This window comes from Achromobacter sp. ES-001 (genome assembly GCF_019448355.1).
Taxonomy (GTDB): domain Bacteria; phylum Pseudomonadota; class Gammaproteobacteria; order Burkholderiales; family Burkholderiaceae_B; genus Achromobacter; species Achromobacter spanius_B.
Window position 1 is genome coordinate 5,585,110 of sequence record NZ_CP079940.1, and the last position, 22,009, is coordinate 5,607,118.

Here is a 22,009-nt window from a genome sequence, read left to right on the forward strand (position 1 = left end):
CGCTCACACCGCTTCAAGGGGAATCTCCATGCTCAAGTTTGTTCGAGCGGCCGCGTTGGCCGGTGCAACGTTGATGATGGCTCACGGCGCTTACGCCGAAACCGTCATCAAGTCCGTCATGCACTCGCCGTTGCGCTTGACCGACCCGCACGCCACCACCGCATACATCACGACGTGGCACGGCTACATGATCTACGACACCTTGCTGGCCACCGACGCCGACAACAAGATCCAGCCGCAAATGCTTGAGAAGTGGGAAGTCTCGCCGGACGGCAAGACCTACACGATGACCTTGCGCGACGGCCAGAAGTGGCACGACGGCAAGCCCGTCACGTCCGAAGACTGCGTGGCCTCGATCAAGCGCTGGGCCGCCGGCGACGGCATGGGCCGCACGCTGCTCAAGTTCACCGACAAGATCGAAGTCATTGACGACAAGAATTTCCGCATCGTCATGAAAGAGCCCACGGACCTGGCGCTGCGCGCGCTGTCCAAGCCGACGGGCACCGCGCCGTTCATGATGCCCAAGCGCATCGCCGAACAGGCCATCGGCCAGCCCATCACCGACATGACCGGCTCCGGTCCGTTCAAGGTGATCGAATTCAAGCCCGGCGTGAAAACGGTGTATGCCAAGAACGCCGACTACGTGCCGCGCAAGGAACCGGCCAGCGGCCTGGCCGGCGGCAAGGTCGTGAACGTGGACAAGGTCGAATGGGACGTCATGCCCGATGCGCTGACCACCGCCAACGCGCTGCTGGGCGGCGAAATCGACTTCGTCGAACAGTTCCCGTATGACCTGTTGCCGATGATCGAAGGCAACAAGGACTTGAAGGAAGAGTCCCTGAGCCCGGTCGGCTACTTCACGATGTACCGCTTCAACTTCAAGTACCCGCCCTTCAACAACAAGAAGATCCGCCAGGCCGCGATGTACGCCATCGGCCAGGAAGACGTGATGAAGGCGCTGGTGGGCAATCCCAAGTATTGGAAGACGTGCGCGTCGCTGTGGGGCTGCGGCACGCCGATGGAAAGCGACATCGGCAAGGAAGTCGTGGTGCCGTCGAACATCGAAAAGGCCAAGGCCTTGCTGAAGGAAGCGGGCTACGACAACACGCCCATCCTGGTCATGCACGCCACCGACGTGGGCACGCTGTCCGCGCAACCGGTGGTGATGGCGCAGGCGTTGCGCAAGGCCGGCTTCAACGTCAACCTGGCGGCCATGGACTGGCAAAGCGTGGCCACGCGCCGCGCCTCCAAGGCCGCACCGGCTGAAGGCGGCTGGAACATCCACAACACCAACTGGTACGCCACCGACGTGATGGACCCGGTGCGTTCCGCGCCCGCCGCCGCCAACGGCGACAACGCCTGGTTTGGCTGGCCCGACATGCCGCAAGTGGAAGAACTGCGCACCAAGTTCGCGCTGACTTCCGACCCGGCCGAGCAAAAGAAAATCGCCGACGAATTGCAGCGCATCGGCATCGACGAAGGTCTGTACGTGCCGCTGGGCCAGATGTCCGTGCCCACCGTCTATTCGACCAAGCTCTCGGGCCTGGTGCATGCACCGGTCTTTGCGTTCTGGAACGTCAAGAAAGCTCCTTAAAGGGGCAAGCAGTTCAGGGGGAAATACATGCTGGCATTTGTCTCACGCCGGCTCCTCGCGACCATCCCCGTTCTGGTGATGGTCGCGGTGGTGGTCTTCGCGATATTGCGTTTCAGCCCGGGCGACCCGGCCATCATCATGGCGGGCGACGGCGCCACGCCTGAACGTATCGTCCAGATACGGCAGACGATGGGCCTGGACCAACCGGTCATCAAACAGTTCTTCATCTGGGGCGGCAAGCTCCTGCAAGGCGATCTGGGCACCTCGCTCATGTCCGGCGTGCCGGTCACCAAACTGATCGCGCAACGCCTGGAACCGTCCATGAGCCTGGCGGTGCTGACCCTGGTCTTCACGCTGCTGGTTGCCATTCCGCTGGGCATCCTGGCGGCATGGCGGCAAGGCCGCCTGCTGGATCGGGCCGTGATGGGCTTTTCGGTGCTGGGCTTTTCAGTGCCGGTGTTCGTCACGGGGTACCTGCTGATCTGGCTGTTCGCCATCAAGCTGGGCTGGTTCAACGTGCAGGGCTATGCGCCGCTGGACAAGGGCTTCTGGCCCTATCTGCACCGGCTCATCCTGCCGTCACTGGCCTTGTCCACGGTCTATGTGGCGTTGATTGCGCGCATCACGCGCACCAGCGTCATCGAGGTCATGGGCGAAGACTTCATCCGCACGGCGCGCTCCAAGGGCCTGGGTGAAACCGGTGTGCTGCTGGGCCACGCGCTGCGCAACGCCGCCGTGCCCATCGCCACCGTCGTGGGCCTGGGCATCGCGCTGCTGATCAGCGGCGTGGTCGTGACTGAATCGGTGTTCAACATCCCCGGCCTGGGCCGGTTGGTGGTGGAAGCCGTGCTGGCGCGCGACTACCCCGTCATCCAGGGGCTGACGCTGTTCTTCGCGTTCGTCTACGTGTTCATCAATCTGGTTGTCGATTGCGCCTACACGGTGTTCGACCCGCGCATCCGCTACTAGGGAAGAGCCATGCACACGCCAACCGATGCCGCCGTGCAGGCGGCCGCCGACCTCCCCGGAGGCGGCAACCCTCAAGTCACCGCCTGGCGCCAAGTGCGCCAGGGCCTGAAAAGCTGGCCGGTCATGCTGGCGCTGGTGGTGCTGGTGACCATCGTCGCCATTGCCGTGTTCGCGCCGCTGCTGGGCACGGTGGACCCTACCTTCATCAATCCGGGCGCGCGCCTGAAGCAGCCCTTTACCGACTACCTGTTCGGCACCGACGCCTTTGGCCGCGACGTCTGGTCGCGCGTGGCCTACGGCGCGCGCATCTCGCTGATCGCGGGCCTGGGCGCCGCCGTCGTCAGCGTGGCCATCGGGCTGGTCATCGGCGTCATTGCTGGCTGGTTCCGTTCGCTGGACGGGCTGATCATGCGCACGATGGACGCCATCATGGCCATTCCCGGCATCCTGCTGGCAATTGCCCTGGTGTCCGTTACCGGCGCCAGTATCACGACCGTGCTTGTCGCCATCACCATCCCGGAAATTCCCCGGGTGGTGCGGCTGGTGCGCGGGCAGATCCTGACGGTGCGCGGCGAACCCTATGTGGAAGCCGCGCTGGCGTTGGGCACGCCCTTGCCGCTGCTGCTGTGGCGGCACATGGTGCCCAGCACCATCGCGCCGCTGACGGTGCAAGGCACCTACGTGTTCGCCTCCGCCATGCTGACCGAGGCCATCCTCAGCTTCCTGGGCGCGGGCATCCCGCCCGAGATCGCGTCGTGGGGCAACATCATGTCCGAAGGCCGCATGTATTTCCGCATGCTGCCCGGCCTGATTCTCTTTCCTGGCCTGCTTCTGTCGCTGACCGTGCTTAGCGTGAACATCCTGGGTGACGCCCTGCGCGATGCGCTGGACCCGAAAATGGTGCGCAGGATCTGATGCCGATGACCTACTCTCCTACTCCCCCCGCGGGCGACACCTCGTCCGCCATCCTGGCCATTCGCAACCTGTCCGTGGAAGTGGCCGGCGCCGGCAACCGCGTCGTGCGCAATCTGAGCCTGGACGTGCATGCCGGCGAAACCGTGTGCGTGGTTGGTGAATCCGGCTCGGGCAAATCGGTCACATCGCTGGCCGTGATGGGCCTGTTGCCGCAAGGCATCCTGTCCATCAGCGCCGGTTCCATCCGCGTGGAAGGCGAAGACGTCGCCACCGCGTCGCAACGCCGCCTGCGCGAGATGCGCGCGACCCGCATGGCCATGGTGTTCCAGGAACCCATGACCGCGCTGAACCCCGTGCATACGGTGGGCAAGCAGGTTGACGAAGTGCTGCGCCTGCACCGCAAGGGCATGAGCGCCGCCGACCGCCGCGCCAAGGTGCTGGACATGTTCCAGTCAGTACACCTGCCCGATGTGGAACGCATCTTCGAGGCGTATCCGCATCAGCTGTCGGGCGGCCAGCGCCAGCGCATCGTGATTGCGATGGCGCTGATCCTGGAACCCAAGCTGCTGATCGCCGATGAACCCACGACCGCGCTGGACGTCACCACGCAAAAGCAGATCCTGGCGCTGATCAAGGAATTGCAGGTCAAGCACAAGACGGCCGTGCTGTTCATCACGCACGACTTTGGCGTGGTGGCCGAGATTTCGGATCGCATCGTGGTGATGAACCGGGGCGACCTGATCGAAAGCGGCACGCGCAACGAAATCCTGGCCGAACCCAAGCAGTCGTACACGCGCCGCCTGGTGTCGTCCGTGCCCAGCCTGGTGCCCAACCGCCGCGACGCGCCGGATGGCCAGCCCGTGTTGCACGTCAAGGGCCTGGGCCGCACCTACGCGGGCAAAAGCTCGATGTTCTCGCGGCGCGCCGCGCAACATGTGGTGGCCGCTACCGACGTCAACCTGACGCTGCGCAAAGGCGAAATCCTGGGCATCGTGGGCGAATCCGGGTCGGGCAAGTCCACGGTGGCGCGCTGCATCGTGCGCCTGATCGAGCCCACCGCCGGGCACATGATGATGGGCGGTGAAGACTTGAGCACGTTGTCGGGCTCGGCGCTGCGGCCGGTGCGCCGCCGCATCCAGATCGTGTTCCAGGACCCGTACCGGTCGCTGAACCCGCGCCGCACCGTGGGCGAATCCATCATCGAAGGCCTGCTTAACTTTGGCATGCCGCGCGATCAGGCGCTGAAGCGCGCCGGCGAAACGCTGACCGTGGTGGGCCTGAGCCCCGACGCCATGCAACGCTACCCGCACCAATTTTCGGGCGGACAGCGCCAGCGCATCTGCATCGCGCGCGCGCTGGTCATGGACCCGGAGATCCTGGTGGCCGACGAAGCCGTATCGGCGCTGGACGTGTCGGTGCAGGCGCAGGTGCTTGAACTGCTGGAGCAAGTGCGCCAGCGCACCGGCGTGGGCGTGCTGTTCATCACGCACGATTTGCGCGTGGCCGCGCAAATTTGCGACACCATCATGGTCATGCAGCGCGGCAAGGTGGTCGAGACCGGTTCGGCCGAAACCGTGCTGACCGAGCCGCGCCACGAATACACCCGCGCGCTGATCGACGCGGCGCCCGGGCGCGACTGGGACTTCCGCAACTTCCAGCCCGTCGCCACGACCTTGGCGCAAGCGGCCGCCGCCGCATCATGATGGGCTGATGTGCTGAGGCCCTGAACACCCGAATTGCCTTCCTTCGCAACACAGGAACCCAGATGTCACAACCGCACGAATTGTCCGCCCAGGAACTGCTGCAAGCGTATCGCGACAAGACCTTGTCGCCCGTTGAGGTCACGCGCTCGGTGCTTGACCACATCCAGCGCTGGGAACCGCACCTGAAGGCCACCTATGCGCTGGACCCCGAGGGCGCGCTGGCAATGGCGCGGGCCTCCGAAGCCCGCTGGATGAAGGGCCAGCCGCAATCAGCGGGCGGCTACAGCCTGGATGGCGTGCCCGCGACCATCAAGGAAAACATCGCTACACGCGGCACGCCCGTGCCGCTGGGCACCGCCGCCACCGACCTGACCCCGGCCGCCGCCGACGCGCCGCCCGCCGCCCGCATGCGCGAAGCGGGCGCCGTGCTGCTGGGCAAGACCACCATGCCGGACTTCGGCATGCTGTCCTCGGGGCTGTCCAGCTTTCACGAGCTGACGCGCAACCCCTGGGACCTGAGCAAGAACCCCGGCGGCTCCAGCGCGGGCGCGGGCGCGGCGGCGGCGGCGGGTTATGGCCCGCTGCATATCGGCACCGACATCGGCGGTTCAGTTCGCCTGCCGGCCGCCTGGTGCGGCATCGCCACGCTGAAGCCCAGCCTGGGCCGCATTCCCATCGACCCGCCTTTCATGGGCCGCTGCGCCGGCCCCATGACGCGCACCATCACCGACACCGCACTGATGATGGGCGTGCTGTCGCAGCCTGACGCGCGCGACCACATGAGCTTGCCTTTCCAGGACTTCGACTGGCTTAACCTGGCGCAAGACGTCAAGGGCCTGCGCATCGGCCTGCTGATGGACGCGGGCTGCGGCCTGCCGCTGGACCCGGAAGTGCGCGACGCCGTGCAGGCGGCCGCGCAAGCCTTCGAAGCCGCCGGCGCCATCGTCACGCCGATGCTGCCCTGGATGACGCCCGACATGCTGGATGGCGTGGACCGTTTCTGGCGCACACGTTCGGCCATCGACCTGGCCGCGCTGCCCGAGGCACGCCGCGCCAAGATCCTGCCGTTCATTCGCACGTGGGCGGAAAGCGGCGGCGGCCAAAGCGGCGAAGCCGTCTTCAAGAGCTACTACGAAACGCTGAACGTGCGCGCCAAGACCGTGGCCGCCTGCGCGCCATTCGACTACGTGCTGTCGCCCGTGGCGCCCGTGGTGGCCTACAACGCCGAGTGGCCGTCGCCCACCAATGAAGTGGCCACGACCATGCACCACATCGGCTTCACCTTGCCCTTCAACATGAGCGAACAGCCGGCCGCCTCGGTCAATTGCGGCTATACGCGGGCGGGGCTGCCCATTGGGCTGCAAATCGCCGGCGCGCGCTTTGACGACCTGGGCGTGTTGCGCGTGGCGCGCGCGTGGGAGCAGATGCGTCCCGCGCAACACCCGTGGCCGCAGCCGCCCCAGACGAACTGACTTTCCACAGCAACCACAGGAATTCCCATGCGTTGGCTATTGGCAATGATCAAGCACGAGACGAATACCTATTCGCCCGTGCCGACCCCGCTTGAACGCTTTTTCCGAGGCAGCCCCGACATCCTGGCCGGCGATCTTGCCATCAAGGCCTACGAGAACACCGACAGCGGGCTGGGCGGCTATATCGAAGTGGCGCGCCGCGAGGGCGCGGAAATGGTCGTGCCCGTAGCGGCCGAGTCCTGGCCCAGCGGCCCCACCAGCGCCGAGACCCACGAACGCCTGTGCAAGCTGGTGCTGGACCAGGTCAAGCTGGGCGGCTTTGACGCCATCTTGCTGGACCTGCACGGCGCCATGGTGGCTGAAGGCGTGGAAGACGCCGAGGGCGACCTGCTGCGGCGCCTGCGGGAAATCGACCCGACCACGCCGGTGGCCGTCACGCTGGACATGCACGCCAATATCTACGACGACATCGTGCGCAACGCCACCGTCATCAGCGGCTTTCACACGTATCCGCACGTGGATATCCGCGCGGCCGGGGTGCGCGCCGCCAACGTCATCGCGCGCACGCTCAAGGGCGAGATCAAACCCGTCATGACGTGGGCCAACAAGCCCATGCTGCCGCACATCATGTGCCAGGGCACCCATGCCGCGCCCAACGGCCCCTTGCAGGAACGCTGCAAGGAACTGGAAGCGGGCGGCGTGCTGGCGGCGTCCGTCTTCGTGGGGTTTCCGCATGCGGACATCCGCGAAGCGGGCCTGAGCGCCGTCGTCTGTACGGACGGCAACCTGCAAGTGGCCGAGAAGCACCGCGACGAACTGCTGGAACGCGCCTGGGCAGGTCGCGCCGATTGGGTGTTCCACCCCGAGCCGCTGGCGCCCACCATCGCGCGCGCCAAACAGATCGAGCAAGGCCCCGTGGTGCTGCTGGACCACTACGACAACACGGGCTCGGGCGGCACCATGGACACCACGGCCGTGCTGGCCGAAGTGCTGCGCCAGGAATTGGACAACGTGGTGTTCTACGCCATCTGCGACCCCCAGGCAGCAGAACAGGCCGCTGCCGCGGGCGTGGGCAAGACCATCACCCTGACGCTGGGCGGCAAGCTGGCCATGCCGGCTATCAAGGAACCCAGCGAACCGTTGCAGGTGACAGGCCGCGTCAAGCTGGTGTTCGACGGCGTCTACCTGAGCCGGGGCCCGATGTACCGGGGCGTGCGCAACGACACCGGGCTGACGGTGGTGATCGACACCGGCCGGGTCGAAATCGTGGTGGTGTCGCGCCACCAGGAACCCTTCGACATCAACTGCCTGTTGTCCGTTGGCGTTGACCCGTTGCAAAAGCGCTATGTGGTGCTGAAAAGCCGGGTGCACTGGCGCGCGGGCTTTTCCGCCATGGCCACCGAGGTCATCGAATGCACCGGCGTGGGCGTCACCACGTCCGACTACAGCCAGCTTGAGTTCAAGCACGTGCGCCGGCCGATCTACCCGCTGGACCCGCTGTAACGAAATCGGGTCGCAAAGTTGTCGACAAAACGGCCGGCGCCCTGCGCCGGCCTTTCATTTTGAAATCTTCAGTAACTGGGCGCACGGTCGAGCGTCACAGCGCATCGGTATACTCCGGCGCGGGCCCTTACAGGCCGATGAATACGTGTATGCCGGCAGCCGCGCCTGGGAGACCAGCCGCGACGGCGCAATGCCCTGTCTGCCGGATATAACTCGATAATCAACGAAAAAAGCACAACGATGAAAAAGAGCGTAGCGATCACCCTCGGCGTGGTCATAGTGGGAGCGGGAAGCTGGATAGGCGCCACGTGGTATACCGGCAAACGCATTGAGGAAAGCTCGCAACGCCATCTGGCAGAAGCCAACGAAAAGCTGGCCAAGCTGACGCCGCTGTTCGGCCTGCGCATCGACCAGCTCAAGTACGACCGCAGCCTGTTCTCGACCCAGGCCCGTTATGGCCTGTCGCTGGTCAAGAACGACAAGAGCCCGGACGCCATGCCCGCCGGCATGATCGAATTCGATGCCGTCATCGAACACGGCCCCTTCCCCAAGACCGCGTTGTCGCGCGGCGCGATTGCGCCCAAGCTGGCGTTCGTGCACGCGGAAGTCGCCAAGACCGACAACCTGAAGGAAGTGTTCGCGCTGACCAAAGACATCTCGCCGCTGATCAGCGACGCGATGGTCAGCTACAGCGGCACGACCACCTCCACGGCCAAGATCGCGCCCGTGTCGACCGCGCTGCAAGGCAATTCGATCGACTTCAGCGGCATGGTCATCACCGGCAGCTTCGACCGTACGCTGCAAGGCGTCGTCGCGCATGGCGTGATGGACAAGCTGGCCATCGATGGTTCCAAGAGCAACGACCCCGTCATCATGTCGATCGCCGGCCTGACGATGGACGTGAACAGCCGCATGGGCAAGTTCGGCGTGTCGATGGGCGATTCGGACCTGAAGATCAAGCGCATCGACGTGACCCGCAAGGGCGACGACGTCAAGCTGTCGCTGGATAACTTCGGCTACGGCGTGAAGCTGTCCGAGGACGACAAGTCCATCAACATGCAGGCCGCCTATCAAACCGGCGACATCACCGTCAACGACGTGCCTCTGGGCAATGGCCAGGCCGTGATCAAGCTGGCCAAGCTGGACGGCCAGGCCGTCAAGCAACTGTCGGACACGTACAACCAGCTGCTGCGTCAATACATGGCGCAGACCGAAGACGAGGGCCTGAAGGACGAGCAGTTCCAGGCGATGCTGGACAGCGCCGGCAAGCTGCTGGCGGGCAACCCGTCATTCAGCATCGACCCGATCAGCTGGAAAACCGGCAAGGGCGAAAGCAAGTTGAACTTCACGCTGGACTTGGCCAACCCGCCGGACGTCAAGAACCTGACGCCGCAGGAAATTGCCGCCAAGGCCATCAAGCGCATCGACGCCACGCTGATCATTTCCAAGCCGATGGTGCAGGACCTGGTCGCGCAATACGCCGTCAAGAAAGAAGGGCTGACCCCGGAGAAGGCCGCCGAGGACGCCGACCAGACCGTGCGCCAGATGTCGGGCATGGCTGAAATGTTCAACGTGGGCAAGAACGACGGCGACAACATCGTCGGCAAGTTCACGTTCGCGGACGGCATGGGCAACCTGAACGGCAAGGAAATTCCCGCCGACGAATTGTTCAGCGGCCTGCTTGGCGCCGCCGGCATGAATTCCATGGGCGACGACGAAGAAGAGTCCATGCCCGGCATGAGCGAGCAAGAGCCGGCCGAAGGCGCAACGCCCGCCGTCGGCGTGATGCAGGACTTCAGCCTGGACACCGTCAGCGCCCTGCTGGACGACATGGGCATTACCGCCAACAAGCAGGATGGCGACGAAGGCCCCGTGCTGATCCTGGACCCGGGCACCACCGGCGCCAGCGACCTGCGCCTGGAATTCCTGTGCAACGACTTCACTGAAAAGTGCCTGGACCTGGTCATGACGGCCACGTACAAGACCAAGAAGCCGATGTCGCTGAAGACCATCAACAGCTGGAACCAGGAATACCGCTGGACCCGCGCCTACCTGGACAACAAGAACCAGGCCGTGCTGCAAATGGACATGAACGCGGAAGGCGGGATCGGCAAGGACAACCTGCAAATCCTGTTGAACACGTTCATCAGCATCGCCGAAGACTTCAACGAGGCGGCCCAGGCGGCGCCGGCCAAGTAAGGCGTACGGCCGATACCGATACGGGCAAGCGCCCAACAAAAAGCCTCCATCGCAAGATGGAGGCTTTTTTATCGCCGCTACGCGTAATGCCCTACGCGTACGCTTCGATCGGCAAGCACGCGCAGACCAGGTTGCGGTCGCCGTAGGCGTTGTCCACACGGGCCACGGGCGGCCAGTACTTGGCTTCGCGCAGCGACGCCACCGGGTAGGCGGCCTGCTGGCGCGGGTAGTCGTGCAGCCATTCTTCGGCCAACAGCATCTGCGCGGTGTGCGGCGCGTTCTTCAGGACGTTGTCCTCGCGATCGCGTTCGCCGCGCTCGACCTGGGCGATTTCCTCGCGGATGGAGATCATCGCGTCGATGAAGCGGTCAAGCTCGGCCACGCCTTCGGATTCCGTTGGCTCGACCATCAGCGTGCCGGCCACCGGGAAGCTCATGGTGGGCGCGTGGAAACCGTAGTCCATCAGGCGCTTGGCGATGTCCTCGGCGCTGATGCCGCTGGTTTCCTTCAACGGGCGCACGTCCAGAATGCACTCGTGCGCCACGCGGCCATTGCGGCCCGCGTACAGTACCGGATAGTGGTCGCGCAGGCGGGTAGCGATGTAGTTGGCGTTCAGGATGGCCACTTCGGTGGCGCGGCGCAGGCCGTCGGCACCCATCAGCGCGATGTAGACGAACGGAATCGGCAGGATGCCGGCCGAACCGAACGGCGCGGCCGACACCGGGCCGACCTTGGCTTCGCCGGGCAGCTTGCCCTGTTCGTTCACCACGCCCGGCAGGTACGGCGCCAGGTGCGCGCGCACCGCTACGGGACCCACGCCGGGGCCGCCGCCGCCGTGCGGAATGCAGAACGTCTTGTGCAGGTTCAGGTGCGATACGTCGGAGCCGAACTTGCCCGGCTGGGCCACGCCGACCATGGCGTTCATGTTGGCGCCGTCCAGGTACACCTGGCCGCCGGCCTGGTGGACCATGTCGCAAATTTCAGTGACGGCTTCCTCGAACACGCCGTGCGTGGACGGGTAGGTGATCATCAGCGCGGCCAGCTTGTCGCCGACCTGCTCGATTTTGGCGCGCAGGTCGGAAAGATCGACGTTGCCGTTGGAATCGGACGCCACCACCACCACGTCCATGCCGGCCAGCTGCGCCGACGCGGGGTTGGTGCCGTGGGCCGAGGCCGGGATCAGGCAGACGTTGCGCTGATGCTGGCCGTTGGCCTGGTGGTAGCCGCGAATGGCCAGCAGGCCGGCGTATTCGCCCTGCGCGCCCGAGTTCGGTTGCAGGCTGATGTTGTCGTAGCCGGTGATTTCGCACAGCGCGGCGGACAGGCGGTCGATCAGTTCGTTGTAACCCTGGCTTTGCGAGGCGGGGGCAAATGGGTGGATCAGCGCGAATTCGGGCCAGGTGATGGGGATCATCTCGGCCGTGGCGTTCAGCTTCATGGTGCACGAACCCAGCGGGATCATCGTGCGGTCCAGCGCCAGGTCCTTGTCGGCCAGCTTGCGCAGGTAGCGCAGCATGTCGGTTTCGGATTGCACGCTGGAGAAGACGGGGTGCTTGAGGATGGCGCTTTCGCGCGCGACCGATGCGGGAATGCCGCCGGCGGCGGCCGCGTCCAGCGCGTCGATGTCCAGTTCGACATCATCGCGTTCCAGGCCGGCGGCAAACACGTTGACCAGCGCTTGCAGGTCGGCGACGGTGACGGTTTCGTCCAGCGACACGGCCAGGCGCGCGCCGTCGACGCGGCGCAGGTTGATGTGCTCGCACTCGGCGGCCGTCACGATGGCCGGGGTGGCCGCGCCCGTTTCCAGCAGCAGCGTGTCGAAGAACGTGTCGTTCACAACCTTCACGCCCAGCTTGATGAGCTCAGCGCGCAAGATGGCGGTGCTGCGCTGCACGCGCTGGGCAATGCGGCGGATGCCTTCGGGGCCATGCCACACGGCGTACATGCCGGCCATCACGGCCAGCAGCACCTGCGCGGTGCAAATGTTGGACGTGGCCTTCTCGCGGCGGATGTGCTGTTCGCGCGTTTGCAGCGCCAGGCGCATTGCCGGGTTGCCTTGTGCGTCTTTCGACACGCCGACCAGGCGGCCGGCCATGTTGCGCTTGAAGGAATCCTTGCAGGCCATGAAGCCGGCGTGCGGGCCGCCAAAACCGAACGGCACGCCAAAGCGTTGCGCCGAACCGATGGCGATGTCCGCGCCCCACTCGCCCGGGGCGGCCAACAGGGCCAGCGCAAGCAGGTCGGTGGCGCAGGCAACCACGGCGCCTTGCGCGTGGGCGGCTTCTGCCAGCTTGCGGTAGTCGGACACCGAGCCGGTGCTGTGCGGGTATTGCAGCAGCACGCCGAAGCATTCCGGCAAGCCCTGCGCTTCGTCGCCCACGGTGATTTCCAGCCCCAGGCCTTCGGCGCGCGTGCGCACGACTTCGATGGTCTGCGGATGCACGTGGCGCGAAATGAAGAACACCGGGCTTTGCGACTTGGCGCCACGGCGGGCCAGCGTCATGGCTTCGGCGGCGGCCGTGCTTTCGTCCAGCAGCGAGGCGTTGGAGATGTCCAGCCCGGTCAGGTCGGCGACCATGGTCTGGTAGTTCAGCAGGGCTTCAAGACGCCCTTGCGAGATCTCCGGCTGATACGGCGTGTAGGCCGTGTACCAGGCGGGGTTCTCAAGAATGTTGCGCAGCACGACGTTGGGGGTCTGCGTGCCGTAGTAACCCTGGCCGATGTAATTGCGAAAGACCTTGTTGCGGCCCGCGATCTGCTTCAGTTCGGCCAGCACGTCGGTTTCGCTGCGCGAGGGCGGCAGCGCCAGCGGGGCCTGGCTGCGGATCTTGGCGGGAACGACTTCGTCGATCAGGGCGTCCAGGCTGGCGCTGCCAATCACTTGGAGCATGGCGGCCTGGTCGGCGTCGGACGGGCCGATGTGGCGGGGGATGAAGTCGGTATGGGTGTCTAGGGCGCGCGACATGGGAACTCTCGGGTGGTGGTGCATCAGGCCGGCGCGCCAAGAGGTCGGCGCGCCCGGCTCGAACCGGCTTCTTAGCCGTTGGCGACGGCTTCGTAGCCGGCGGCGTCCAGCAGCTTGTCGGCATCGGCCGCGTTGACCGGCTTGATCTTGAAGATCCAGGTGGTGAAGGCCGATTCGTTGATCAGGCTGGGGTTGTTTTCCAGCTCGTCGTTGAAGGCAACGATTTCACCGTTGACGGGTGCGTAGATGTCCGAGGCGGCCTTGACCGACTCGACCACGCCGGCGGTTTCGCCCGCGTTCAGCTTGGCGCCAACCTTGACGTCGCCAACGAAAACCAGGTCGCCCAATTGGTCCTGGGCGGTATCGGTGATGCCGACGACAAACACGTCGCCTTCAGCTTTGACCCATTCGTGGGACTGGGTGTACTTGCGATCGGTGGGCAGGCTCATGGGAAATCCTCTAGGGAATACGGGTAGATGAATGGAGTTGCGCGCCTCGTGCGAGCGGCGTGTGCGTCAACTGGCAGCGGCCGTTCGCGCGAAGCTTCGAGTTTACGAGTGTTCGACGGCTTTGCCGTTACGCACGAAGGGCAGCTTGCAGACCAGGGCGGGCACCCATTTGCCGCGGATGTCGACTTCGACGGTGTCGCCCGGACGCACGCCTTGCGGCAGGCGGGCAAAGCCGATCGACACGCCCAACGTGGGCGACATGGTGCCGCTGGTGAGTTCGCCCGTGCCTTGCGCGCAGCGCACGGCCATGTGGGCGCGCATCACGCCGCGCTCTTGCAGCTTCAGGCCGACAAAGGCGGCGGGGGTGGCGAATTGTTCCAGCGCGTCGCGGCCGATGAAGCGGCGCTCGGCATTCTTGAGCGACACGGTCCAGGTCAGGCCGGCCTGGTCGGGCTGGGTCAGCTCGTCCATGTCCTGGCCATACAGGTTCATGCCGGCTTCCAGGCGCAGCGTGTCGCGCGCGCCCAGGCCCGCCGGGCGCACGCCCTGGGCAGCAAGGTCGCGCCACAGTTGCACGACGTCGGACGCAGGCAGGACGATTTCAAAGCCGTCTTCGCCGGTGTAGCCGGTGCGGGCGACGAGCGTGTCGTCGCCCACGCGGGCGGCAACAAAGGGGGTCAGTGCTTCGGAGGCGGCTTGCCAGGCCGGGCGCGAGGCCCAGACCTTGGCGCGGGCGTTCGGGCCCTGCACGGCCACCATGGCCAGATCGCGGCGCGGGGTGATGGCAACGTCGAAATTGCCGGCCTGCTTCACGCGCTGCATCCAGGCCACGTCTTTGTCGGCGGTGCCGGCGTTGACGACCACGCGCCATTCGTCAGCGGCAAAGAAATAGATGATCAGGTCGTCGATGACGCCGCCCTGCGGGTTCAGCATGCACGAATACAGCGCCTTGCCGGGCACGATCAGCTTGGCGACGTCGTTGGCGACCAGGCGTTGCAGGAAGGCGTAGGCATCGGGGCCGGCCACATCCACGTTCAGCATGTGCGACACGTCGAACATGCCGGCGTCCTGGCGCACCGCGTGGTGCTCCTCAAGCTGCGAGCCGTAGGCCAAGGGCATGTCCCAGCCGCCGAAATCGACCATTCGGGCGCCGGAGGCGATGTGTTCGTCGGCCAGCGGGGTGCGTTTGAGGGTTGCGGACATGCGCGGAAACTCCGGGACGGCAATGGCTTGCCAGGGTTACGGAATGCCGGTCGTGACAAGCGGATTGCGCCCGCACGGCATCGGCTGAATCTTCCGCCCCTCTGTCCTTTTGCCTGAGAGTTGCCCCGCGCTGGGCGGGTTTGCACCTTCGGCGCCTGGGCTGCTCGCTGTGTCCCGAATTCGGGGCGGCGCCAGGTCTCTCCAGAGTACTGTTTTGCCGCATCCACACGTTAAAAACCGGGACGGGGCAAGCATGTGCGGTATCGGTTACCTGAGCGATTCTGGGCGAATTGCGCCTTCGGCGGCGACCCTGGTGAAAGGGGCGCTCTCTCCCGCAAACATGCGTGACAGCGGCGCCAAGCATACAACGAAAACCAGGCCTGGAAAAGCGCGATTTCCGGGCGCGGCCCGGCCACAAACCGCTGCCGTGGACCACGCCAAACCGGACACCACCCCCCGGGCTAGCCCAGCGCCGTGTCCAGCAACATCATCAGCACAAAGCCCAGCATCAGCCCGCACGTGGCGTAGACCTCGTGCCCCTTGCGGTGCGATTCGGGAATGATCTCGTGGCTGATGACAAACAGCATGGCGCCCGCCGCAAAGCCCAGCCCCCAGGGCAGCAGCAAGACGGACCAGCCGACGATGGCGGCGCCCAGCACCGCGCCCAACGGTTCGACCAGCCCCGACAACATGCCTAGCGCCACGGCGAAGGCCCGCTTATAGCCGGCGGCCAACAGCGCCACCGCGACAACCATCCCCTCGGGAATGTCCTGGATCGCGATGCCCGTGGCCAGCGCGGTGCCCGCCACCGGATCGCCCCCCGCGTAGCCGACCCCGATGGCCAGGCCTTCGGGCAGGTTGTGCAGCGTGATGGCGATAACGAACAACCAGGCGCGTCGCATGCGGCGCGCCTCGATGCCTTCGCGGCCCTTGATGAAATGTTCGTGCGGCAGCGTGCGGTCCATGATGAGCAGCACCGCCGCGCCCAGCAGAATGGCCGCCCCCACCGTCAGGCCCGCGCCCCAGCGGCCCATGCCCTGGCTTTCGGCCGCCGCGATGCCCGGCGCCACCAGGGAAAACGCGCTGGCCGCCAGCATGACGCCCGCGCCGAACCCGAACATGCTGTCCTGGACCTTTTGCGGGATGGTGCGGGCGAACAGGATAGGCACGGTGCCCAGCGCGGTGGCGCCGGCCGCTACCAGCCCGCCCAGCAGGGCGTCGGCCACGTGCGGCGCGCGCACGTCCAGGTAGGCCCACAGCTGGTGCATCGCCAGGCAGGACACCAGCACGGCCAGGGTCCAGACGCTGATGCTGGTGGCCGCGGGACGCACGCGGTGACGGCTGAATGTGTTCATGGGGCCGATGCCTCCATCACAAAGCGGGCTTAACCCTTTGCGGCCGCATAACGGCGCGCCACCTCGGGCCAATTCACGACATTGTAGAAGGCGCCAATGTATTCAGGGCGAGGGTTTTGGTACTTGAGGTAATAGGCGTGTTCCCAGACGTCCAGGCCCAGGATCGGCGTATTGCCGTGCATCAGAGGGCTGTCCTGATTAGCGCTGCTTTCCACCACCAGCTTGCCGGCCGGCGTGACCGAGAGCCAGGCCCAGCCGCTGCCAAAGCGGGTTAGGGCCGCTTTGGTGAAGGCCTCGCGGAAGGCGGCCAGGCCACCCAGTTCGGATTCGATAGCGGCCGCCAGCGCGCCATCGGGTTCACCGCCACCCTGGGGCGACATCACCGACCAGAACAAGCTGTGGTTGGCGTGGCCGCCGCCATGGTTGCGCACCGCGCCGCGTATGGCTTGCGGCAATTGGTCCAGCCGCGCGACCAGGGCTTCAACGGGTTCTTCCGTGCTGATGCCGGCGCCATCCAGCGCCGCGTTCAGGCTGGTGACATAGGTTTGATGATGCTTGCTGTAGTGAATCTCCATCGTCATGGCGTCGATGTGAGGCTCGAGGGCGTCATAGGCGTAGGGCAGCGTCGGAAGGGTGTAGGGCATGAGCGTCTCCGTGGGACTCGCCTGTTCCAAGGGAACGGCGACAGTCGATGATCGAAGGTCGGGGCCGAGGGCCAAAGAACGGCCGGCGACAACCAAGACAGGAAACACAAATGATATGTATTTTTATTTGATAAAACAATGATGATGTGGCGTTGCGCAATTACTGCGCGATCACCGGGCGATCACGACCTTGAAAACAGCGCCCTTACAGCGCCTTGCCGCAGGCCACGCCGGAGGCCCAGGCCCATTGGAAGTTGTAGCCGCCCAGCCAGCCGGTCACATCCACCGCTTCGCCGATGAAGTACAGCCCGGGCGTGGTTTTGGCTTGCATGGATTTCTGGTCCAGGCCGCGCGTGTCGACGCCGCCGCGCATCACTTCGGCTTTCTTGTAGCCGGCGGTGCCGCTGGGCACCAGCGTCCATTGGTGGATGTCTTGAGCCAGCGCGCGCAGCGTTTTGTCGGGCGCGTCGGCCAGGCGCATCGCGGCCAGGCCGGGCTTGCCGCCCTGCTCTGCCAGATGCAGCCAGCGATCGGCCAGGCGCTTGGGCCACAGGCCCGCCAGCACGGTATGCAGCTGCTGCCGGTTGCCCGACTTGGACGCCAGCAATTCTTCGGCCAGGTCGCGGCCCGGTGCCAGGTCGATCACGATGGGTTCGCCCGGCTTCCAGTAGCTGGAAATTTGCAGGATGCCCGGGCCTGAGAGGCCGCGATGGGTAAACAGCAGGTCTTCCAGGAATTCACCCCGCGCCTTGCCCTGCCCCGTCTCCAGGCCCACTTCCAGCGCCACGCCCGACAGCTCGGACAGCGGCTGCCATTGTGCGGAGTCAAAGGTCAGCGGTACCAACGCGGGTCGCGGCTCGACGACTTTCAAGCCGAATTGGCGCGCGATCTTCAGGCCGAAGTCGGTGGCGCCCAGCTGCGGGATCGCCATGCCGCCCGTGGCCACGACCAGCTTGGCCGCGCGGATCACGCCCTGGCTGGTGCGCAGTTCGAAGCCCTGCTCGCCGTGGCCGATATCGGCCACCGAACACCCCATGCGCCATTGCACATCGCCCGCGTCGCACTCGGCGCGCAGCATGTCGATGATGGATTCGCTGGAATCGTTGCAGAACAGCTGGCCACGGTGTTTCTCGTGCCAGGCGATATGGTGGCGCTTCATCAGCGCCAGAAAATCCTGCGGCGTGTAAGCCGACAGTGCCGAGCGGCAGAAATGCGGGTTTTCGGACAGAAAATTGGCGGGCCCGGTCCCGATGTTGGTGAAGTTGCAGCGGCCACCGCCGGAGATGCGGATTTTTTCGGCCAGGCGCTCGGCATGGTCGACCAGGACCACGCGCAAGCCGCGCTGCCCGGCCACCGCTGCACACATCATGCCAGCAGCGCCGGCGCCGAGGACGGCTACATCAAACATCAGGACTCCAGACCCGCCGGGTCTTATTCTTCGATCAGGCAATCAACGTAGTAGCGCTTTTCGCCATCCGGACCCAGTTCGTCGGCCAGGCCGTGAATATAGGTTTCGAAGCCGGGGAAGCGCTCGTTGAATTCGCGCGCGAATTGCAGGTACTGCACGATGGTGCGGTTAAAGCGTTCGCCCGGAATCAACAGCGGAATGCCCGGGGGATACGGCGTCAACAGCACGCCCGTGACGCGGCCTTCCAGCTTGTCGATGTCGACACGCTCGACCTCGCGGTGCGCCATGCGCGCAAAGGCGTCCGACGGCTTCAGCGCCGGCACCATGTCGCTCAGGTACATCTCGGTGGTCAGGCGGGCGACGTCGCGCGCGCGGTAGGCTTCGTGGATTTCCTGGCACAGATCGCGCAGGCCCATGCGTTCGTAGCGGCGATGCACACGGCAGAAGTCGGGCAGGATGCGCCACAGCGGCTGGTTGCGATCGTAGTCGTCCTTGAACTGCTGCAACGCGGTCAACAGCGTGTTCCAGCGGCCCTTGGTAATGCCGATGGTGAACAGGATGAAGAACGAATACAGGCCGGTCTTTTCGACCACGACGCCGTGCTCGGTCAGGTACTTGGAGACCAGCGCGGCCGGGATACCCGTTTCGCCGAAGCTGCCCGACATGTCCAGCCCCGGCGTGATGACCGTGGCCTTGATCGGGTCCAGCATGTTGAAGCCTTCGGCCATTTCGCCGAAGCCGTGCCAGTGGTCGTTGGCTTCCAGGATCCATTCGTCGCGGTTGCCGATGCCTTCGGACACCAGGCGGTTGGGGCCCCAGACCTTGAACCACCAGTCGTTCTTGCCGAATTCGGATTCCACCTTGCGCATGGCGCGGCGGAAGTCCAGCGCTTCGCGGATGCTTTCCTCGACCAGCGCGGTGCCTCCGGGCGGTTCCATCATGGCGGCGGCCACGTCGCACGACGCGATGATCGCGTACTGCGGCGAGGTCGACGTGTGCATCAGGTACGCCTCGTTGAAGACGTTGCGGTCCAGCTTGCGGGTCTCGGATTCCTGCACGATGATCTGCGAAGCCTGCGAAATGCCGGCCAGCAACTTGTGCGTGGAGTGCGTGGCGAAGACCATCGCGTCCTGGCTGCGCGGGCGGTCCTGGCCGATGGCGTGCATGTCCTGGTAGAACTCGTGGAACGAGGCGTGCGGCAGCCAGGCTTCGTCAAAGTGCAGCGTATCGACATAGCTGCCCAGCTGCTCCTTGATCATTTCCACGTTGTAGATGACGCCGTCGTACGTGCTTTGCGTCAGCGTCAGGATGCGCGGATTCTTGTTCACCGCTTCGCGCGCGAAGGGGTTGGCCTCGATCTTCTTGCGGATGTTGTCCGGGTGGAATTCTTCCAGCGGAATCGGGCCGATGATGCCCAGGTGGTTGCGCGTGGGGCGCAGGAACACCGGGATCGCGCCCGTCATCGTGATGGCGTGCAGAATCGACTTGTGGCAGTTGCGATCCACCACGACCACGTCGCCGGCGGCCACGTTGGCGTGCCACACGACCTTGTTGGACGTGGACGTGCCGTTGGTCACGAAAAAGCAGTGGTCGGCGTGGAAGATGCGGGCGGCGTTCAGTTCGGACTCGGCCACGGGGCCGGTGTGGTCCAGCAACTGGCCCAGTTCGTCCACGGCGTTGCAGACGTCGGCGCGCAGCATGTTTTCACCGAAGAACTGGTGGAACATGCGGCCCACCGGGCTCTTCAGGAAGGCGACGCCGCCCGAGTGGCCCGGGCAGTGCCAGGAATACGAGCCGTCTTGCGCATACTTGACCAGCTCGCGGAAGAACGGCGGCGGCAGCGAATCCACGTAGCTGCGCGCTTCGCGGATGATGTGGCGCGCCACAAATTCGGGGGTGTCCTCGAACATGTGAATGAAGCCGTGCAGTTCGCGCAGGATGTCGTTCGGAATGTGTTCCGACGTGCGCGTCTCGCCATACAGATAGATGGGAATGTCGGCGTTGCGAAAGCGCAGTTCGCCAATGAACATGCGCAGGTTCTTGATGGCGCTCGCCACGTCTTCGGGCGAGTCCACGTCGAACTCTTCATCGTCAATCGACAGGATGAAGGCGCTGGCCCGGCTTTGCTGTTGCGCGAACGAACTCAGGTCGCCATAGCTGGTCACCCCGATCACCTCGACGCCCTCGGCCTCGATCGCTTCAGATAAGGCACGAATACCCAAACCGGACGCGTTCTCGGAACGGTAGTCCTCGTCGATGATGAAAATGGGGAAGCGAAATTTCATGCAGGCGCTCCTGGGGGCATGGCGGGTTCGGTCGCATAACGCGGCGCGAGTGTACTGCTAGTAAAAATCCGCCTGATGACAGACGGCGCGAGCCCCCGCCCAACAGGCGGGAATGGCGGAATTGTAGGGCTGTTTTTCTTTCAGTCCTACGGGAAATCCCCAGATAGGCCGAACAGCCGTTGTCATCGCGCCAAAAGCCGGGCTTTCAGCACAGCGACAGCAACGGCGGCACGGAGCAAACCTAGCGGATGGTGCGGGCTTCGCCAGCTTCCAATGCCAAGGTGAACTGCTCGAAGTAGGCGGGGATGGACTCGGTGGCCCCGTCCCGGATCCGGCGTTCTACCTTGGCGATGGCGCCAAAGCAGACTTCGGCCCCGGGTTCGCCACAGACAAGCACGACCGGGTCTTCGTCGTCGCAGACCTCGTACAGCCCGCCGTGCGCCCGGCGTCCAACCTCGTAGAGGTAGGCGGCGGCGCCAACGGTTTGCATGGGGGTAAGCGGCAAGGTGCCCAGGTGGGCGGCTTCCAGCGCGGTATCCAGCGCGTGGATGCTGGACAGGGAGTAGTCCAATATGGCGCCGGTGGATTCGGCGGCTTGTACAAAGTCTTGCGCGGCGTCTGCCACCCGTTCGACAAATGCGTCCTGCACTTCATCAAGGGTGGCTTCCTGGTTTGTCTTGAGGAAACCGAACATCGTTGGCTCCTTTGTGAAAACCGCAAGCGGCAATAGGGCCATTATAGGCAAGCGTGTTACCTATAATCGGCGGGAAACCCCTCAACGTTTCCTATTCCCAACACTTGCCGCCCATGACCGCACCGCTAGTCAGACGCCTGACCGCCCTTGACGCCCCGTCACTACGACGTTTGCGCCTGGACGCCCTGGTTGAAACGCCGGAATCGTTCGGATCGAGTTACGAAGAGGAACACACGCTGACACTGGACGACATCAAAGGCTGGGTGACGCCGCAGGACGACAGCGCGATGTTCGGGGTGTTCATGGGTGATGACCTGGTGGGCATCATCGGCGTGGGCCGCCAGCGCAAGTTGAAGATGCGGCACAAGGCGCATATCTGGAGCGTCTACGTGGCGCCCGAACACCGTGGCCGCGGGCTGGGGCGGTTGCTGTTGCAGGCCGCCATCGCGCATGCCCGCACCATGCGCGGCATTCGTCAGGTGCAGCTAAGCGTCACGTCCAACAACACGTCGGCCGCCGCCTTGTATGCCGGCCTGGGCTTCGTGGAATACGGGCGCGAGCGCGAGGCGCTATGCGTCAATGACCAGCTTTACGACGAAACGCTGATGGCGCTGCCGCTAGCGGAAAAGTAAACGACAAAGCGGGCGGAGC

16 protein-coding genes and 2 riboswitches are annotated in these 22,009 nt (G+C 64.9%); of the genes, 8 read left to right on the forward strand and 8 right to left on the reverse strand.

Annotated features, from left to right (window positions below):
* Positions 1 to 28 precede the first annotated feature (28 nt).
* From KYT87_RS25345 to KYT87_RS25375, 7 genes are all read left to right on the forward strand, one after another.
* Positions 29 to 1,594, forward strand: a complete 1,566-nt coding sequence (locus KYT87_RS25345) for an ABC transporter substrate-binding protein (RefSeq protein WP_120156992.1) — start codon at positions 29 to 31, stop codon at positions 1,592 to 1,594.
* A gap of 27 nt (positions 1,595 to 1,621) precedes the next feature.
* Positions 1,622 to 2,563, forward strand: a complete 942-nt coding sequence (locus KYT87_RS25350) for an ABC transporter permease (protein ID WP_046805095.1) — start codon at positions 1,622 to 1,624, stop codon at positions 2,561 to 2,563.
* Between the two features lie 9 nt (positions 2,564 to 2,572).
* Complete coding sequence (locus tag KYT87_RS25355; protein WP_046805096.1) at positions 2,573 to 3,478, forward strand: ABC transporter permease; 906 nt, start codon at positions 2,573 to 2,575, stop codon at positions 3,476 to 3,478.
* 5 nt (positions 3,479 to 3,483) lie between these two features.
* Positions 3,484 to 5,181 (forward strand): ABC transporter ATP-binding protein, encoded by a 1,698-nt coding sequence (locus KYT87_RS25360; protein ID WP_046805097.1) that lies wholly within the window; start codon positions 3,484 to 3,486, stop codon positions 5,179 to 5,181.
* Between the two features lie 62 nt (positions 5,182 to 5,243).
* A complete protein-coding gene (locus KYT87_RS25365) occupies positions 5,244 to 6,653 on the forward strand; it encodes an amidase (protein ID WP_046805098.1) in 1,410 nt (469 codons plus the stop codon).
* Positions 6,654 to 6,680: 27 nt separating this feature from the next.
* Positions 6,681 to 8,156, forward strand: coding sequence for a M81 family metallopeptidase (locus KYT87_RS25370; protein ID WP_219991140.1), 1,476 nt, complete (start codon positions 6,681 to 6,683; stop codon positions 8,154 to 8,156).
* Between the two features lie 240 nt (positions 8,157 to 8,396).
* Positions 8,397 to 10,355, forward strand: coding sequence for a DUF945 family protein (locus KYT87_RS25375; protein ID WP_046805100.1), 1,959 nt, complete (start codon positions 8,397 to 8,399; stop codon positions 10,353 to 10,355).
* Positions 10,356 to 10,446: 91 nt separating this feature from the next.
* On the opposite strand, the gene gcvP is transcribed toward KYT87_RS25375, so the two are convergent.
* The 8 genes from gcvP to KYT87_RS25415 form a co-directional block, all read right to left on the reverse strand.
* On the reverse strand, positions 10,447 to 13,320 hold the full coding sequence (gene gcvP / locus KYT87_RS25380) for an aminomethyl-transferring glycine dehydrogenase (RefSeq protein WP_219991141.1): 2,874 nt from the start codon (positions 13,318 to 13,320) through the stop codon (positions 10,447 to 10,449).
* 71 nt (positions 13,321 to 13,391) lie between these two features.
* Positions 13,392 to 13,769 (reverse strand): glycine cleavage system protein GcvH, encoded by a 378-nt coding sequence (gene gcvH / locus KYT87_RS25385; RefSeq protein WP_046805102.1) that lies wholly within the window; start codon positions 13,767 to 13,769, stop codon positions 13,392 to 13,394.
* 102 nt (positions 13,770 to 13,871) lie between these two features.
* On the reverse strand, positions 13,872 to 14,972 hold the full coding sequence (gene gcvT / locus KYT87_RS25390; protein WP_219991142.1) for a glycine cleavage system aminomethyltransferase GcvT: 1,101 nt from the start codon (positions 14,970 to 14,972) through the stop codon (positions 13,872 to 13,874).
* Between the two features lie 91 nt (positions 14,973 to 15,063).
* Positions 15,064 to 15,187: riboswitch (glycine riboswitch) on the reverse strand.
* Between the two features lie 33 nt (positions 15,188 to 15,220).
* Positions 15,221 to 15,317, reverse strand: a riboswitch (glycine riboswitch).
* A gap of 116 nt (positions 15,318 to 15,433) precedes the next feature.
* Entirely contained in the window at positions 15,434 to 16,327 is an 894-nt protein-coding gene (locus tag KYT87_RS25395; protein ID WP_219991143.1) for a ZIP family metal transporter, read from the reverse strand.
* 29 nt (positions 16,328 to 16,356) lie between these two features.
* On the reverse strand, positions 16,357 to 16,971 hold the full coding sequence (locus tag KYT87_RS25400; RefSeq protein ID WP_219991144.1) for a superoxide dismutase: 615 nt from the start codon (positions 16,969 to 16,971) through the stop codon (positions 16,357 to 16,359).
* Between the two features lie 205 nt (positions 16,972 to 17,176).
* Positions 17,177 to 18,379: an NAD(P)/FAD-dependent oxidoreductase gene (locus KYT87_RS25405; protein ID WP_219991145.1), complete on the reverse strand. Its 1,203-nt coding sequence runs from the start codon at positions 18,377 to 18,379 to the stop codon at positions 17,177 to 17,179.
* Between the two features lie 23 nt (positions 18,380 to 18,402).
* Positions 18,403 to 20,664 carry an arginine/lysine/ornithine decarboxylase gene (locus KYT87_RS25410; RefSeq protein ID WP_046805107.1) on the reverse strand — a complete coding sequence of 754 codons (2,262 nt, stop codon included), beginning with the start codon at positions 20,662 to 20,664 and terminating at the stop codon, positions 18,403 to 18,405.
* Positions 20,665 to 20,905: 241 nt separating this feature from the next.
* On the reverse strand, positions 20,906 to 21,358 hold the full coding sequence (locus KYT87_RS25415; RefSeq protein WP_046805108.1) for a hypothetical protein: 453 nt from the start codon (positions 21,356 to 21,358) through the stop codon (positions 20,906 to 20,908).
* A gap of 113 nt (positions 21,359 to 21,471) precedes the next feature.
* Here KYT87_RS25415 and KYT87_RS25420 point away from each other — a divergent pair, with 113 nt between their 5' ends.
* Entirely contained in the window at positions 21,472 to 21,990 is a 519-nt protein-coding gene (locus tag KYT87_RS25420; protein WP_219991146.1) for a GNAT family N-acetyltransferase, read from the forward strand.
* Positions 21,991 to 22,009: the final 19 nt, after the last annotated feature.

Coding starts and splice junctions, on each gene's coding strand:
- KYT87_RS25345 (WP_120156992.1), top strand. CDS start 29: ATGCTCAAGTTTGTTCGAGCGGCCGCGTTGGCCGGTGCAACGTTGATG.
- KYT87_RS25350 (WP_046805095.1), top strand. CDS start 1,622: ATGCTGGCATTTGTCTCACGCCGGCTCCTCGCGACCATCCCCGTTCTG.
- KYT87_RS25355 (WP_046805096.1), top strand. CDS start 2,573: ATGCACACGCCAACCGATGCCGCCGTGCAGGCGGCCGCCGACCTCCCC.
- KYT87_RS25360 (WP_046805097.1), top strand. CDS start 3,484: ATGACCTACTCTCCTACTCCCCCCGCGGGCGACACCTCGTCCGCCATC.
- KYT87_RS25365 (WP_046805098.1), top strand. CDS start 5,244: ATGTCACAACCGCACGAATTGTCCGCCCAGGAACTGCTGCAAGCGTAT.
- KYT87_RS25370 (WP_219991140.1), top strand. CDS start 6,681: ATGCGTTGGCTATTGGCAATGATCAAGCACGAGACGAATACCTATTCG.
- KYT87_RS25375 (WP_046805100.1), top strand. CDS start 8,397: ATGAAAAAGAGCGTAGCGATCACCCTCGGCGTGGTCATAGTGGGAGCG.
- gcvP (WP_219991141.1), bottom strand. CDS start 13,320: ATGTCGCGCGCCCTAGACACCCATACCGACTTCATCCCCCGCCACATC.
- gcvH (WP_046805102.1), bottom strand. CDS start 13,769: ATGAGCCTGCCCACCGATCGCAAGTACACCCAGTCCCACGAATGGGTC.
- gcvT (WP_219991142.1), bottom strand. CDS start 14,972: ATGTCCGCAACCCTCAAACGCACCCCGCTGGCCGACGAACACATCGCC.
- KYT87_RS25395 (WP_219991143.1), bottom strand. CDS start 16,327: ATGAACACATTCAGCCGTCACCGCGTGCGTCCCGCGGCCACCAGCATC.
- KYT87_RS25400 (WP_219991144.1), bottom strand. CDS start 16,971: ATGCCCTACACCCTTCCGACGCTGCCCTACGCCTATGACGCCCTCGAG.
- KYT87_RS25405 (WP_219991145.1), bottom strand. CDS start 18,379: ATGTTTGATGTAGCCGTCCTCGGCGCCGGCGCTGCTGGCATGATGTGT.
- KYT87_RS25410 (WP_046805107.1), bottom strand. CDS start 20,664: ATGAAATTTCGCTTCCCCATTTTCATCATCGACGAGGACTACCGTTCC.
- KYT87_RS25415 (WP_046805108.1), bottom strand. CDS start 21,358: ATGTTCGGTTTCCTCAAGACAAACCAGGAAGCCACCCTTGATGAAGTG.
- KYT87_RS25420 (WP_219991146.1), top strand. CDS start 21,472: ATGACCGCACCGCTAGTCAGACGCCTGACCGCCCTTGACGCCCCGTCA.